The sequence below is a fragment of the Streptomyces triculaminicus genome, assembly GCF_017349075.1.
Lineage (GTDB): Bacteria > Actinomycetota > Actinomycetes > Streptomycetales > Streptomycetaceae > Streptomyces > Streptomyces triculaminicus.
The window spans coordinates 1,101,676-1,116,866 of record NZ_JAFMOF010000002.1 but is presented as its reverse complement, the minus strand read 5'-3'; the positions used below and the strand labels follow the sequence as shown (position 1 = coordinate 1,116,866).

Here is a 15,191-nt window from a genome sequence, read left to right as displayed (position 1 = left end):
CCTTGTGAAGGTCGGATGGGGGCCTGGGGCGGCGACGTCAGCGGTCGAGAATCGGTGGCTGTAATAGCCGAGAGCCAGAATGAAGTGCGCTAACTCCAGTACGTCAGAGGATGATCAATTCCGCGAACTCCGATGAAGGTGCTGATTGCTACACGGTCGCACGCTTCCGATGGTCGTACCGCGTGGACCCGAGTGGCGTGAAAAAGGATTAGCATCCCATCGCGTGGCGAGAGTACCAACGCTGGGTCAGGGATGAGGTCGCGGCTTAGTCCGTAGCTGTCGGGGGCGTCTAGCTTGGTTTTGTATTCAGGATGGTCGTAGCCGTGCAGCCAAAGTTCAAGCTCACCCCCGCTTTGAGGGGTCTGCAGATATATGTTTGCTGTAAGCTGCCCGATGAGTTCGGGTGCCCGATCTGTTCTCTCAGACTTGCGGAGGTCGCGCAACTCCCAAGGCAGGAAGTCTTGGTGAGGTATTGCCCCCTTGCCTTCGTGGAATATTCGCGCTTGCCCCACAAACAGTGCCCGGTTGTCGAGGTACTCCAAGTTCGCTCCAGCAGGCCACCCCTCCTGCAGTTCCAATCTAAGTCGGTCGATTGGAGAGATGCTCGGGGACCAGTACTCTCGCAGTGACTGGATTGCAGGAAGGGCGTCGTTGAAGTAGTGCTCTTCGCGCTCCGGGCTTGAAAAGCCGTCGTACGTATTTAGCCCCCATTTGTGCACATCTGGCACGTTTGGATACCCGGTGTAACGCTCATCATTCAGCAGATGTTGCGTGATGGAGCGCCCGAGGTCTGGGTCGCAGTATTCATCGGCAGAGATCGCCAAGATCTCGCCTTTGGCAAGAGCGAGTAGGTCTGCCCCACTTACTCTCTCAACGTTAGCCACGCTATCGCTGGAGAGTTCAGAGAAGGGGGTGGGGAGTTCATTCATAGGGTGCACTTGAACCACAACCCTGCGCCTGGCGCCCTCGCATGCAAAGTGGATGGGAAGCGCGAATTGTCTCGCGGAACGAGAAGCCGTTTACTGAAGAGTTAGGCCTCTGCTTGTTGGTGAGGCCTCTCCGGCACCCCGACAGCCAATTAGCTGCGGTATGAACGCCAACTATCTCTGTCTACTTCTAGTTGATGACTAGATGGCGGTTTTGTCAATACATGCCAGCTGATGCTGGCGTCGATCAGTGGCAGCCCCCTTGGGGGCTGCAGATCAGGTCTGTGGTTGATCTACTCTCGCAACTGGTCGTCCACTGAAGCCTAGTAGGGAACCGGCAACTAGAGTCTGCCTTCTGGCCGCAGGAAGTAGAAAGCCCTACCCGTGTTTGAGTCGGGTAGGGCTATTGGGAGTTGGGTGGTACTACCGTTTGTTCGTTTCCATCAGGGCCTTATCGATCTTTTCGTTGAAGTGCTGTTGGCTGCCGTGGATGACCTTGGCGTAGAAGCGAAAGAGGACGGCGATGCTGTGGCCCGCGCGGCGGGCGACTTCGGCAGGGGCGACGCCGGACGCTGTATGAAGCAGGCGCGATTGGGAGTCCAAGGCAGCGGGCTCCGCTCAAGCGGTGACCAGCGCACCAGCGGCCCCTCTATCCAGTAGTCAGGAGCGGGGATCAGCGCGCGTCCCGCGCTAGTGACCGTCCGTCGACCTTCAGTAGTGATCACCAGGGTCTGGGCGCGGTGCAGCAAAACAGCTGCTGCACGTACCTTCTTCCCTACCCGCATATAAGGAAAGAAGGTGACGACAGCGATTTTCCTGCTGTCGCCACCGATCTTGTACCCCGCCTGAACTCAAGCCCTCCGCAAGAGACGACCCCCGCCGTTGGCGGGGCTGCGGAGAGGGTGCGATGGCAGGCGCGAACACGATCATGCGGGGCGGTTCACGGTTCTACGTGGAGCCCGAGAGCGGCATCAAGGTCCCCGGAGTCACCTCGATCATCTCGTGCCTGCCCAAGCCGTTCCTGGCGTTCTGGCAGGCGAAGATGACGGCGGAGTGTGCGGTGCAGAACCTCGGCTCGGTGGTGGGCCTGGCGCTGAACGATGCGGATGGGGCGGTCGACTACCTCAAGGGGGCGGCGAGGAGGTACACCCAGCAGCGCGCCGCCCTCGGCTCCGACGCCCACGACCTCTTCGAACGCCTGGCGCGCGGGGAGATCGTCCGCCGGGTCCACCCCGACCTCGAACCGTACCGGGCCCATTTCTGCGAGTTCCTGGACCGGGCACAGCCGGAGTTCCTGCGGATGGAAGACGTCGCCTGGAGCGACCGGTATGTCTACGCCGGGTCCTTCGATGCCATCTGCCGCATTGACGGAGAGACGGTGATGTTGGACTACAAGACGTCGAAGGACACCTACGCGGACGTGTCCCTCCAGCTGACGGCCTACGCACGGGCGGACCACATCATCGACGCCGACGGGCTCAAGCATCCGATGCCCCGGTGCGAGGCCGGCGCGGTCCTGCACGTGACCGCCGACCAGTGGGCGCTCAAGCCCGTGGAGATATCCGACGAGGTCTTCGGCCACTTCCTCGCCCTGCGCGAGACCTTCGACTGGGAGCGAGAGCGGTCGAAGGTGGTCATCGGCAAGCCGGTGATGTCCGGCGGCTCCGCCCTCGTCACCGGCACCCAGCGCCGGGCATCCCAGTGACCTTCGAACCGGTCGTGGGGCTCGCCCTGGTCGTCGCCGTGCTTGCTGTGGCTGGCGACCGGGGACCGTCGCTGAACGCAGCTGTACCCCGCCCGAACTCAAGCCCTCCGAGAGAGGGGCCGCGCGCCCCTCTCTGCTCACCAACGCCACACAGAGCACGGAGAATTACTTGAGCCTGCGCATTTTCGAGACCGACCCCGAGAGCCGGCCGAAGCCGCGATTCAGCAGCGACACGGTAGGGCGGTTCCGGTCGGGCCGTATGGCGGGCAACAGGCCGGAATCGTTGAGCGCTTGGCGCGTGACCACCGGCGACCCTGAGGTCGCCGACGCTGTCGCCAAGACGTACGGCGGCCGGCCGGAGGAGTGGGAGACATCGGCCGAGGACCGGCTGGAAGTCCTCACCGAAGCCGACGCCATGAAGATCATCATCGATGGTCCGCAGGCCATCCGCTCCCGCATGGTCCTGTGGGGCCGGCAGGGCCCCATCCACGAGTGCGACGGCGTGGAGTTCCTGAGCCCCGAGGAAGACAAGGGCACCCCGTGCGGCTGTCCTGCCCTGCTGGCCGACCGCAAGGCCGCGGCCAAGACCGGCCGGGGCCCGGCCCCCTCCGTCGAGGTGACGTTCTCCCTCGCCGACCAGCCCGACCTCGGCCGCTTCCGCTTCGTGTCCGGCTCCTGGGAGCTGGTCAAGGTTCTGCACGAGGTCGAGAACAAGCTGGAAGCCGTCGGCGGTCCCGCGCTGTGCACGCTGCGCCTGGAACTCGTGGAGTTCCAGACCAAGAGCGGCATCGACGTGCGGTATCGCAAGCCCGTCATCGACGTCCACAAGGCCGTGCAGCCGGCCGAGGCCCCGTTCTAGGGTCCGTCTTCAAATGGTCGTTCGATGGTGGATCATGGTGTCGTGATTCGACGTCATGAACTGACCGACTCCGAGTGGGAGTTACTGGCTCCGCTGATACCGAGTGCCAGCAGAGGCCGGCCTCGGACCGAGGACCGCAGGGTCATCAACGGGATGGTCTACAAGATCCGGACCGGGGTCTCCTGGCGTGACCTGCCAGAACGCTACGGCCCGTGGAAGACGGTCTACACTCGCTTCCGCCGCTATGCCATCGACGGCGTGTTCACCCGGGCCCTGCAACGGATCCAGGCCCGTGCCGACGCCGCTGGTGACATCGACTGGCTGGTCCAGATCGACTCCACCATCGTCCGCGCCCACCAGCACGCCGCCGCCACCGGCCGAAAAGGGGGAGGCACCGGACGGACGAACCGGACGATCACGCCCTCGGCCGATCCCGGGGAGGCCTGACCAGCAAAATCCACCTCGCCTGCGACGGCCGCGGCCGCCCCCTGGCCATCCTGCTCACTCCGGGCCAACGACACGACGGCATCTGCGCACGCCCCCTGCTCGAACGCATCCGAGTGCCCCGTACCGGACCAGGCCGGCCCCGCTGCCGCCCAGATCACGTGATCGCAGACAAGGCCTACAGTTCACGCGGCTTCCGCGCCTACCTGCGTAAACGCGGCATCGGACACACGATCCCGGAGAAGAACGACCAGAAGCGGCACCGCCGAAACCGAGGCCGACGAGGCGGCCGGCCGACAAGCTTCAACAGCGAGATCTACCGCCGCCGCAACACCGTCGAACGCTGCTTCAACCAACTCAAAGGCTTCCGCGGCATCGCCACCCGCTACGAGAAGACCGCCACCTCCTACGAAGCAGCAGTCACACTCGCATCACTCCTGCTCTGGGCAAGATCAATTTGAAGACGGACCCTAGCACCCGGACGTGACTCCGTGGGCCTGCTGCGTCGAGGAACCACCGCGGCGGGCCCGTGACCACCGACCGACACCCCATGGAGATCGACAGGTTGACCAGCACCACCCTCCCCGGCCGCCGCATGCTGAGCGCCGAGGAGATCATGCGATGGCCGTTCCGCCAGGACACCCTCCTGCCCGACGTTCACCCGTCGACGGGCACGGGCAACAGCTCGGCCAAGCTGAACGAGGACAAGGTCCGCGCGATCCGGTCGGCCGCCGCAGCCGGCGCCCACCTGGCCACCCTCGGCCACGCCTTCGGCATCTCCGAGCGGGCCACCCGTCACATCGTCGACGGCACGAGCTGGCGGCACGTCCAGTAGTGGCCAACGTACACAAGGCCAGGGGCACGGCCTGGGAATCGGCCCTGCGGGACTACCTCAACGAGGGGCTGGCCGACCGGAACACCCAGGTGCGCCGCAACGCGCAGACAGGCGTGAACGATATCGGCGACTTGGACGCCTACCCCTTCACCGGCGAGGCCAAGGCCGTCAAGGCGTACGACCTCGCCGGCTTCGTCGAACAGGCCAACCGCGAGGCGCGCAACGTCGGCTCGCCGTTCGGGGTGGCGCTGATCAAGCGCCCCCGCAAGGGCGTGGGCGACGGCTACGCCGTGATGGACGTACGCACCTTCCGCCGGGTCCGGGCCCGGCTTCTGGGGGTCGATGCCCCCGACGACTGAGGAGAGAGAAAGCAAGTGGAGTTCCGTTCGATCCTGGCACGCTTCGAGGACGTCTCGGAGCACGCGGACGGCGGCTATCTGGCCCGGTGTGCCGGCCACGACGACCACCACCCCTCGCTGCGCATCTGGCGCGGCGAGGACCGCAAGGTGCGCATGGTGTGCCGGGCGGCCTGCCAGACCGCTGACGTGCTGAAGGCGGCCGGCCTGACGTTCTCCGACCTCTTCGACGCCGAAGGGGAGGGCCTGACCGTTCCGGCACAGCGTCCGTCGCCGGTCGGTCCGGCGCAGGTCGCCGCGCTGCGGGTGTGGCTGGACGACCGGATGATGGCCGCCGGGGAGGCGGTCTACAACTACGTCGCCGAGCGGTTCGGGCTCACCACACAGCAGGCCCAGACCCTGGAGCTGGGTGAGTGGCAGCCGGCCGCGGAGTACCCGGAGTTCATCTCCGACACCTTCGCCCGCTTCCCCCGCCTGGTAGTCCCCCTGATCGGCTTCGACGGCGTCGCACGCGGCGCCCAGGGCCGGGACATCTCCGGCCGCTGCCCGGCCCGCTGGGTCTCCCTCGCCAACGCCGGCGGCACCTGGGCCAAGTACGGCGTCTTCCGGGGCGGGGCCGGCTTCGACACGGTCATCGTCACCGAGGGCCCCTCGGATGCCCTGACCGCCGCAGCGGCCGGCTACGACTCAGTGGCCGTACGCGGGGCGGGACTGTCCCGCAACGAGCTGCTGGTGGCCGAGCTGGCAGCGGGCCTGGGCGACCGGGACGTGGTCCTGGCTGGCGACCGCGACCGGGCCGGCGACGCCTTCACCGACGACCTGGGGCGCGCCCTGCTGCTGGCCGGCGTCATGGTGCGCCGCCTCGATGGCATCCCGGCCGGCCTGGACCTGACCGAGTGGCGCGAGCAGGACCGCGAAAGGTTCGCCGGCCGGCTGCACCGGGCCGTCCGGGCGGCGCAGCCGGTCAAGGCCGCCAAGCCCGAGCCGGCCGTCGACACACCGGCCGGGGCAGAGGAGTCGGGGCCTCTGCCCCTGACCGACCTCGGCAACGCCGAACGGCTTTACCGCAAGCTCGGCGGCAACGTCCGCATGATCCCCGGGGCCGGTGTTTTCAAATGGCAGGGCCGCAAATGGGCCCAGGTGCCGGAGGAGGCCCTGTACGCCGACGTACGGGCCGTTGTCGCAGAGATGGCCACGGAGTCCGGACACACCAATCCGGACGCCCTGGCGAAGTGGGTAAGCCTTTCCCAGAGCGCACAGCGGGTGCGTGGCATGGTGGACATGCTGTCCTCCATACCTGGCGTCTACGCGAACGTCGACCAGTTCGATGCCGATCCCCGCCAACTCGCCTTCCACAACGGCATGGTCGACCTGTCCACGGGCGCCTTGAGCGAGCACCGGCCGGAGAACATGAACACGTTCTTCGTGGACGTGGACTTCAACCCGGAGGCGCCCGCGCCTCGGTGGGAACGCTTCCTTCGCGAGTGCCATCCGGACAGCGAAGCCATGCCGGCCTTTCTCCAAGAACTCGTCGGATACGGCCTTTCCGGGCTGTCGGTCGAGCGGTGCTTTGTGATGCACGTCGGCCCGACCACCAACGGCAAGACGACGTTCACCGGCACCATTGAGGACGTGTTCGGCGCGGCCGCACACCGCGTGGACGCCTCGCTGTTCCAACGCCGGCGGGAGTCCGGCGGGCCCCGTGCGGACATCGTGGGCCTGCGCGGAAAGCGGCTGGTGATCAGCTCCGAGTGGCCAGCCTCGATGCAGCTCGACCAAGCCCTGATGAAGGCCATCACCGGCGACCAGACCATCAGCGCGCGCGGCGTCTACGCCCGCCACGACATCACCTTCCGGCCGGCCTGCCTGGTGCAGGTAGACACGAATTACTGCCCGGACGTGGACGCCACCGACGCCGCACTGTGGCAGCGCGTCCGCGTCATTCCGTGGGAACAGGACTTCCGTGGCCGGGAGGACCGGCACCTGTCGACCACCTTGCGCCGCGAACGCGAAGGCATCGCCGCGTGGGCGGTGGCCGGCGCGGTGCGCTGGTTCGCCAAGTACACGGCCGGCCAGGGGCTCGATTTTCCGCCGTCGGTCGAGAAGCGCACCGCGCACTATCGGGACGCCTCGCACCCGCTCTCCGGATTCATCGGCGAGGAGTTCGCCGTCGAACCGGGCGCCTTCACGCGCCGGCCGGATACCTGGGAGCGCTACCGCACCTGGGTCGAGGAATGCGGGATCAAGCACCCCATGAGCCGCAACCGCTTCTACGACGCCGTGCGCACCTTCCCCGGCGTGGTCGAAGGACAGCGCTCCGACGGCTCCCGCGGCTTCCGCAACCTGCTGGACCTCTCCAAACCCGCACAGCGGGGCCCCGGCATCTTCGGGGGCGATAACTAAAGGAACGAACGCTTGCGTACGTACGGGTACCTCATCGCCGGTGAGCCGGTCGACATCCACGTGGTGGAGGACGCCCAGGATGTACGCGCGTTCCAGGACTGGGCGGCCGGCCGCATCTCCGCCGGCCGCCCAGTCGCCTTCGACACCGAGACCAGCGGTCTGGACATCTTCAGCGCCGACTACCGGCTGCGCCTCGCGCAGTTCGGCGACCAGCGCACCGCGTGGGTGCTGCCGGTCGAACGCGGCCGGCTGTTCGCCGACGCCGCCCGCCGAGTCCTTCTCGACCTGCCGCGCGTCGTCATCCACCATGCCGCCTTCGACTGGCTCGTGGCGGACCGCTACCTCGCCGTGCCGCTGGAACAGCTCTACCCGCGCACCATTGACACCAAGATCATGGCCACCCTGGTCGACCCCCGGCAGGTTCAGGAAGGCGGGGTGGGAACCGGCCTCAAACCGCTCTCCGCCCACTACATCGACCCGGCCGCCCCCGACACTCAAGAAGACCTGACCCGCGTCTTCCGGTCCCTCGGCCTGACCAAGGCCACGGGCTTCGCCGGCATCCCGCTCGATCACCCCACCTACGAGACCTACGCAGGACTCGACGTCCTGCTCACCAGTCGGCTCCTGGGCACACTCACTGGTGTCCACGCCCAGCTCGGCATCCGGCCGGCGCTGCTGGAGTACGAACACCGCATCGCCTTCATCTGCGCCCACATGCAGCGCACGGGCCTGCTGTGCGACGTCGAGTACACCAAGGCCCTGTCCGAGCGACTGCATGCCCAGGCCGAGGAGTTCGAGCACAAGGCCCGCCGCTACGGCGTCGAATCGATCAACTCGTCCAAGCAGGTGGCGGACGCCCTCCTGGGCATGGGTGAGATGCTGACCGAGCGCACCGCCGGTGGCGCGCTGCGCGTCGACAAGGCCGTCCTGCTGGCCCTGGCCGACCTCAACAGCTCATGGGAACGCCTCGGGGTCCGGATCCCGAACCCGCTGGCCGATGCGGTCATCCGCTCCAAGAGGGCGGGCAAGTGGAAGTCGGCGTACGCGGATACGTTCCTGCAAACGCTGGACGCCGAGGGGCGGGTGCACCCCTTCATCCACTCCCTGGCCGCCCGGACGGGCCGGATGTCGATCACCCGGCCAGCCGTGCAGACGCTGCCCGGCCGGGACGTGATGATCCGCCGCGCCATCCTGGCCGACGAGGGCCACGTGATGATCTCCTGCGACTTCGACGCGGTCGAGATGCGGGTCATGGCCGCACTCGCGGACGTCAAGCGCATGAAGGCCGCCATCCTCGCTGGCGAGGACCTGCACAGCTACACCCGCTCCCTGGTCTACGGCGACGCCCCGGACCCGGACGGGCGCCTGCGGGCGCTGTGCAAGGGCATCGGCTTCGGGAAGATCTTCGGCGGCGGGGCTTCCGGCGTCGCCCGCATGACCGGGGCCGACGAGGTCGCCGTCCGCTCGGCCATGCGCACCTACGACCGCGTCTTCCCCGAGATCAAGCGGGCCTCGAACGCCTGGCAGCGCGAGGCCATGGCCAACGGCATGATCACCACGACGGTGACCGGCCGCCGGCTCCCTCTCGACCGCGACCGCACATACGCGGTCGTGAACTACCAGGTTCAGTCCGCCGCCCGGGACTGTCTGGGCCAAGCGCTGTGCGACATGCAGGACGCCGGCGTCCTGGACTACCTCCGACTACCGGTGCACGACGAGGTCCTGGTGTCCGCGCCGGCCGAGGACGCCCAGGACATCGCGCGGGCCGTCGAGAAGGCGATGAACTTCGACCTGTACGGCGTGCCGATCACCGCGAGCGCGGACATCGGCAAAAGATCATGGGGCAGCCTCAAGGGCGGCGACTACTGAGGAGGCGAGACGGGTGAGCGTCAAGCCCTGCTGCGACTGCGGAGATCTCCTGCCGCTCGCCAGGTTCCCTCGGCACCGCTCGAGTGGTGACGGCCGCGCCTCCCGCTGCCAGGTGTGTACCGCCGCCCGCAGGAAGCAGGTCCGTGACCCTGCCCGCGAGCGGGATCGCCGACTGCGGCGGGTTTACGGGATCACGAGCGACGACTACCGGTCAATGGGGGCGGCCCAGGGTTGGCGCTGCCCGGTCTGCGGCGAGGGGCCGGCTTCCGGACGCTGTCTCGTCGTCGATCACGATCACGTCTCCGGGCTGCCCCGCGGCCTCCTGCACTCCACGTGCAACGCCGCGCTGGGACTGCTTGCCGACGACCCGGCGGTGCTAGAGAGAGCCGCTGCCTACCTCTCCCGGACGGCCGACCTGCGGGCCCAGGTGCTGGGCTGACCTGCCTCCGGAGGGACGGATTCAGGGTGCTCCACCCATGATTAGGCCCGGAGCATCGGGCCAAGGTCACGCAGACGTCACGACGATCACGCCTTCATCCGCCTAGTGGAGGGGGAAGTCGCCTCGGTCTCGTTCCGGTGGCGGATTTGGGTCACGGCACGGCTAATCAGCGCTTATCGCGTGTTTAAGTACTGCGGTGCGAATTGCGCACCAGTGAGTAACTAGCAGGAAAGGGAAGGGTCGTGCGGTTTTCAACTATTCGCCCCGTGTCATCCTGCCAGAGCTGTTCTGCCGGCCGGTCGGTGCCCCCCGAGCTGTTCATCCGCACCCTGATCACGCGCCTGCGATGCGTGGCGCTGCACTGGCTGACCGGCCTGTGCGCGAGCGTGATCACCCGGCAGATCCTCGCGTTCCACACCCTCCACCTTCACCAGGTGTGGGCGCATCGCGCCGTCTCCCGCGCAGCCCACATCGCGGCCGCACAGCGCTGCCGCGCCGACGGCGTCTTCGCCCGGCTGCTCACCCTCGAAGGGCCCTGCGCCTAACCCGCAGGGCACCGTTCGCATACCCCTGCGCTGATCACGGCACAGGGGCCCCTTTGTAACCAGTCACGCCCCCGCCCGGCCTACCCGCCGTCCGGGGGCTTCGCCATGCCCTTTTTCGGCCCTCCGCTGGGCGCTTTCTCCGGGTTTGTACCCAACCCGAACTCAAGCCCGGCGGAGAACCGAACAAGGAGCACCACCCTTGCGCACCACCATCACGGCCGAGCAGATCACCGCCGCCCAGAACGGCGACGCCGCCGCTGCCGACCACATCCTGGCCGCCCTCGAGGGCGCCGCCGTGAAGATCGCCGCCGACCGGGCAACCCGTACCGCCGGCGGCACCCAGATGCGCGACGACCTCATGCAAGAGGCCCGGATGGCCTTCTGGCGTGCCCTCCAGGACTGGGACGTCGACGCCGACAACGCCGCCGCCTTCACCACCTACGCGTTCCAGCGGGCGAAGTACGACGTCCACCGCGCCGCCCTGCGCTGGACGGTCCCCGGAATCGGCGACCTCGCGCGGGCCACCTTCGCCGCCGCCCTGCGGCAGAGCGGCGGCAACTTCGACGAAGCCGTACGCATCGTCACCATGCTGGAAGACCCCGAGCGCCGACTGTCACCGCAGCTCGCCGCGCTGGTCCGCAGCGCCTTCGAAGGCCCCGAACCCATCGAAGGAAGTTCCGCGACCGCGGCCGGGGTGGCAGCCCTGCCCGCGTCCTCCTCCGCGTACACCAGCGGCGACCGCTGGGCCGAAGACCAGGGCCAGCTCCCCGACCACATGTGCCACCCGCTCGACCTCTCACGCGACGCGGTCCGCTGCAAGGGCGTGGCCACCACCGGCAAGGGAGTGCAGGTCGGCGCGAAGCGGCGCGAACGCATCCACGCCGGCCAGTCGCCGGCCCAGGGCAGAGGGGCCACCTGGCGCGAGGTCGGGGCCCTGGCGGACCACGCCGCCGACCGGGAGATGCGCGAGCGCTCCATAGCCGTCGGCCACGTCATCGCCGGCCGCGTCGCCGAATTGCTGTCCCCGGCCGAACGGGAAGTCGTCTCCGTCGCCTACGGCACCGCCTACGTCTACAACGAGGCCACCGCCAAGGGCGCCCCCGACCTGCACACCACCGCCCAGATGCTCGGCAAGACCCACAACACCGTGAACGTGACCCTCAAGCGGGCCCGCACCAAGCTGCGCAAGGCCCGGGAAGTAGGCCACATCTGACCAACGAAAGCGATCACCAGGTGAGCTACTACGCCACCCCCGAGGACGCCGCCCTGGCCGGCGCGTCCGTCCTGGGCGGCCAGGACTGGACCACATGGGACGACTCCTGGGTCTGGTGCGACTCGACCTCCGAAGTCGAGCAGTAGACCGACCTCCGCCGGCTTCGACAACCACAGAGCAGAGAAATGATCTACCGCTTCAACTGCAACTCCACCCCCGGCGACTACATGGCCGTCTCCCTGGACACGGACGGCGACATCGCCTTCGCCGTTCACGAGCAGGAACAGACCCCGCGCATGGTGTACCTGGACGCGGGGGAAACCCGGCTCCTGACCCAGGTGCTCGACGACCTCGCCGAGCGCGCAGCCCGGCCGGAAGAACAGCAGCAGGACCGCAAGGACACGATCACCGAGGCGCTGAACCGCGAAGGGCTGGCCCTCGAACGCGACACCAGCCCCGGCGAGCCGGCCGTCGAACCGGCGGTGGTCAGCCCGTCCGACACCCTCTCGCTCCCCCTGCTCCAGCCGGTACTCCCCTTCGGAGCTGAACCCGCGCGGGTCAAGTCCGAGACGGCCGGAACGCCCATCAACGACACCGTCGAGGAGACAGCGGAACCGTCCCTCCCGGCGCAGGAAAGCCGCGACCAGGACCAGCCGGAACCTGCCATGGGGACCTTCGCGGACGCCATGCTCCCCAAGCTGGCCACCGTCAACGCCGAGCGGGCCTATCTGCGGGCCCGTGAACTCCTCCGCCAGGGCGACACACCGTTCACGCACGCCGCCGTACTCGACCTCGCGCGCTACCTCGCCGAGGCCGCCTAGACACCGCCGGCCGCCCCGGCCGGACGGTACGCAATGAAGGACAGCAGTTGATCCACCGCAAACGGACGGTCGCCCTGGTGACCGGGCTCGCCATACCCGGTGTACTCGCCAGCACCGCACACGCCGTACCCCAGGCTGCCGCCACCACGTACTCCGGCGACCCCGACAAGGCCACGCCGACCACCCCGGCACCGTCGAATACGGCCGACGCCCCCGGCCAGAACAAGATCAGTAAGAAGACCTCGCACACCGTGCGCGAGGGCGACACTCTCTGGGACATCGCCGCCCAGCAGCTCGGCTCCGGCGAGGACTGGCAGCGCCTCTACGGAGCCAACGCCGACAAGGTCACCGACCCGGACCTGATCTTCCCCGGTCAATCCCTCACCGTGGACAGCACCGCCCCCAGGTCGACGCCGCCCCTGACCGAGAAGGCGAAGGCACCGACGCCCCCGCCGGCATCGAAGAAGGATCGGGCTCGCGCTCCCGTCATCGGCACCCTGGACGGCTGGATCGAGCAGGCGCGCGAGGAACTGCGCAAGAACGGCGATCTGGTCCCCTCGGCCGCAGCGATCAAGGCGCGGGTCATGATCGAGTCTGGCGGCAACCCGAAGGCCATCAACCTAACCGACAGCAACGCGGCGGCCGGCACCCCGTCGAAGGGCCTCCTTCAGGTGATCGACCCGACCTTCCGCGCCTACCGCATCAAGACTCTCCCCAATGACCCGTACGACCCCGTAGCGAGCATCTGCGCCGGCGTCCGGTACGCGAACGCGACCTACGGCAACTTCGAGAAGATCGCCTACCAGGCCGGTGGGTACTGACCGCCCGTGGGAAAGCCACTACTGACTCAACTGACTTAATCAAGGTATGTCAGTTAGCCCCCGCCCGAACCGGCGGGGGCCTTGTCTCGTTCGCCGAAAAAACAGTTAGGCAGCGCGCCGCCGTAGTTGACCGGTAACCCCGGGATCACGCGGAAAATTTCACGCGTGAAACGTGATCTTGTGGCGCTCACTCTCAACCGTGCGTCAACCCTAGGGCCTGTTAGTTATCAACAGCACCGCCCTGACCTGCGAAGTTACAGGTTAAGAGAGACTAGAATATCGCTACACCTGCGAAGTGCATCCTCCGAGAATGCATTGCGGCCGCCCCCAGAGCGGCAGATGACTGTCCAGTAGATTTGACGGACGGTCTTCCCCGAGTTTCCAGTCCGAGCAGAGCGAGTAATGTTGGAGGCGTGAGCGCACGGATAAGGGACACAAACGTCCATCTGGAACTGCAAAAAATAGACCACCCCGGTGGTCAATGGCAGACAGCGCGGGCCCAGCCACCGCTCCCGGGCAACGAGCCAGTCGCCTTGCTCACTGCGGCGCACACGCTGGAGGAGGTCGGCCAAGTCATTCTGCGTTACTCACGATTCGTCAAGCGAATGTACAGGTGGCCAAACAGCCCATTCGAGAGACCTGCCGCGTTCCGGCTGGTCTGCTGCGCCAAGGGGACAGGTAAGCCCCTCGCGTTGGTGATGTATGCCAGAGGAGAGGAGGGGCGGTACGAGAAGACCGCGGAATGGGTGACCAACGACCCGACGGCCCTCCCACCATTGAGGAGCCGGCCCAAGCGGCGTGATACCCGAAGGGCGAGAGGGTGACCAGTGGTCCTACTGCGCTGCCGCCCGCACATCGGCAGCATTAGGGGGCGCCCTGGAGTTGACGCGCCCCAGGCGGTGGTGCAGAGCTCCCCCGAGCGGGCAGGATCTTCGGCATGGACGTTCTGATCATGGGTGGGTCGCACTTCCTCGGGCGCTGTGTCGCGGAGGAGGGCCTGCGGCGAGGTTGGCGGGTCTCCGTCTTCAACCGAGGGCGCACTGGTGTCAACCCCGAAGGCGTCACTGCGCTGAGGGGGGACAGGACGAGTGAGGAGGACCTTAAGAAACTGGCTGCGCACGGCCGATGGGATGCAGTAGTCGACACGTCCGGGATGACGGCTGACACCGTTGATGCCGCTACCCGGGCGCTGGGGCCGGTGGCGGGCCGGTACGTCTACCTGTCCACGGTATCCGTGTACGCGGGATGGCCGTTGCTGCCGCTCTTTGAGGACATGCCCACCCTGGCGGAGGCCGAGCCGGCGGCAGGGATGCCGACGGACGTCAACGTGCCTTACGGCCAGGACAAGGCGCAGTGCGAAGAGGCCGCGAAGGCCAACATCAGGGAAGCTCTGACGATTCTGAGGCCCGGTGTGATTCTCGGGCCTCACGAGTATGTGGGGCGGCTGCCGTGGTGGCTGCGTCGCATCGCCAAGGGAGGCGTGGTACTCGCCCCCGGGCGGCCAGAGCAGCCAATTCAGCCCGTGGACGTTCGAGACGTTGCGAAATTCGCTTGTGACCAGGCTGGTCAGGCCAGCGGTAACTCGGTCTTCAATGCTGTCGCACCTATGGGGCACTCCACTATGGGGGACTTCCTGGCCGCTTGCATCGAAGTCACCGGCCGTTCCGACGTGGAACTGAAGTGGGTGGACGCCGACTTCCTCCTGTCGCGTGGGGCGAAGCAGTGGACCGAGATTCCGCTCTGGCGGACTTATCCCGGGACGTGGCAGGTTTCGGGAATGCGGGCCCAGGACGCGGGTCTCGTGTGCCGGTCTCTGACCGAGACGGTTGCCGATACTTGGGCGTGGCTGTCCGGTGGGAACAACGCCGTGGAGCATGAACGGGCGGCTGCCATCGGCCTCGACGCGGCGAAGGAATCGGCGCTTCTGGCGGAATGGCAAGCCACCCGTGGGTGAA

16 protein-coding genes are annotated in these 15,191 nt (G+C 67.2%); 14 read left to right on the top strand and 2 right to left on the bottom strand.

The window, feature by feature from the left end:
• Positions 1-89: 89 nt before the first annotated feature.
• Entirely contained in the window at positions 90-929 is an 840-nt protein-coding gene (locus J1792_RS15085; RefSeq protein ID WP_207247442.1) for a 2OG-Fe(II) oxygenase, read from the bottom strand.
• 420 nt (positions 930-1,349) lie between these two features.
• On the bottom strand, positions 1,350-1,529 hold the full coding sequence (locus J1792_RS15080) for a hypothetical protein (protein ID WP_207247441.1): 180 nt from the start codon (positions 1,527-1,529) through the stop codon (positions 1,350-1,352).
• 304 nt (positions 1,530-1,833) lie between these two features.
• Between J1792_RS15080 and J1792_RS15075 the strand changes: the two genes are divergently transcribed.
• The 14 genes from J1792_RS15075 to J1792_RS15015 all read left to right on the top strand — a co-directional run bounded on the left by J1792_RS15075 (position 1,834) and on the right by J1792_RS15015 (position 15,190).
• Positions 1,834-2,631 carry a hypothetical protein gene (locus tag J1792_RS15075; protein WP_207247440.1) on the top strand — a complete coding sequence of 266 codons (798 nt, stop codon included), beginning with the start codon at positions 1,834-1,836 and terminating at the stop codon, positions 2,629-2,631.
• Between the two features lie 169 nt (positions 2,632-2,800).
• The gene (locus J1792_RS15070; RefSeq protein ID WP_207247439.1) at positions 2,801-3,490 is read left to right on the top strand and encodes a recombination directionality factor; all 690 of its coding nucleotides are present in this window, start codon (positions 2,801-2,803) and stop codon (positions 3,488-3,490) included.
• A gap of 24 nt (positions 3,491-3,514) precedes the next feature.
• Positions 3,515-4,395 (top strand): IS5 family transposase gene (locus J1792_RS15065; RefSeq protein ID WP_242645916.1). Its coding sequence is split into 2 segments (ribosomal slippage): positions 3,515-3,889 and positions 3,892-4,395, totalling 879 coding nucleotides; the frame shifts between segments, so codons are not numbered across the junction.
• Positions 4,396-4,463: 68 nt separating this feature from the next.
• Positions 4,464-4,769, top strand: coding sequence for a hypothetical protein (locus tag J1792_RS15060; RefSeq protein WP_207247438.1), 306 nt, complete (start codon positions 4,464-4,466; stop codon positions 4,767-4,769).
• Positions 4,769-5,128: a hypothetical protein gene (locus tag J1792_RS15055; RefSeq protein WP_207247437.1), complete on the top strand. Its 360-nt coding sequence runs from the start codon at positions 4,769-4,771 to the stop codon at positions 5,126-5,128. The genes J1792_RS15060 and J1792_RS15055 overlap by 1 nt, the downstream gene beginning before the upstream one ends.
• A gap of 15 nt (positions 5,129-5,143) precedes the next feature.
• On the top strand, positions 5,144-7,528 hold the full coding sequence (locus tag J1792_RS15050; protein WP_307842994.1) for a phage/plasmid primase, P4 family: 2,385 nt from the start codon (positions 5,144-5,146) through the stop codon (positions 7,526-7,528).
• Positions 7,529-7,540: 12 nt separating this feature from the next.
• On the top strand, positions 7,541-9,397 hold the full coding sequence (locus J1792_RS15045; protein ID WP_207247436.1) for a DNA polymerase: 1,857 nt from the start codon (positions 7,541-7,543) through the stop codon (positions 9,395-9,397).
• Positions 9,398-9,410: 13 nt separating this feature from the next.
• Positions 9,411-9,836, top strand: coding sequence for an endonuclease VII domain-containing protein (locus J1792_RS35785; RefSeq protein ID WP_207247435.1), 426 nt, complete (start codon positions 9,411-9,413; stop codon positions 9,834-9,836).
• Positions 9,837-10,102: 266 nt separating this feature from the next.
• Entirely contained in the window at positions 10,103-10,381 is a 279-nt protein-coding gene (locus J1792_RS15035; RefSeq protein WP_207247434.1) for a hypothetical protein, read from the top strand.
• Between the two features lie 199 nt (positions 10,382-10,580).
• Entirely contained in the window at positions 10,581-11,594 is a 1,014-nt protein-coding gene (locus tag J1792_RS15030; RefSeq protein ID WP_207247433.1) for a sigma-70 family RNA polymerase sigma factor, read from the top strand.
• 20 nt (positions 11,595-11,614) lie between these two features.
• A complete protein-coding gene (locus J1792_RS35060) occupies positions 11,615-11,740 on the top strand; it encodes a hypothetical protein (protein WP_278186268.1) in 126 nt (41 codons plus the stop codon).
• 39 nt (positions 11,741-11,779) lie between these two features.
• Positions 11,780-12,415: a hypothetical protein gene (locus tag J1792_RS15025; protein ID WP_207247432.1), complete on the top strand. Its 636-nt coding sequence runs from the start codon at positions 11,780-11,782 to the stop codon at positions 12,413-12,415.
• A 47-nt stretch (positions 12,416-12,462) separates the two neighbouring features.
• Positions 12,463-13,236, top strand: a complete 774-nt coding sequence (locus J1792_RS15020; RefSeq protein ID WP_207247431.1) for a LysM peptidoglycan-binding domain-containing protein — start codon at positions 12,463-12,465, stop codon at positions 13,234-13,236.
• A gap of 937 nt (positions 13,237-14,173) precedes the next feature.
• Positions 14,174-15,190: an NAD-dependent epimerase/dehydratase family protein gene (locus J1792_RS15015; protein ID WP_242645923.1), complete on the top strand. Its 1,017-nt coding sequence runs from the start codon at positions 14,174-14,176 to the stop codon at positions 15,188-15,190.
• Position 15,191 lies beyond the last annotated feature (1 nt).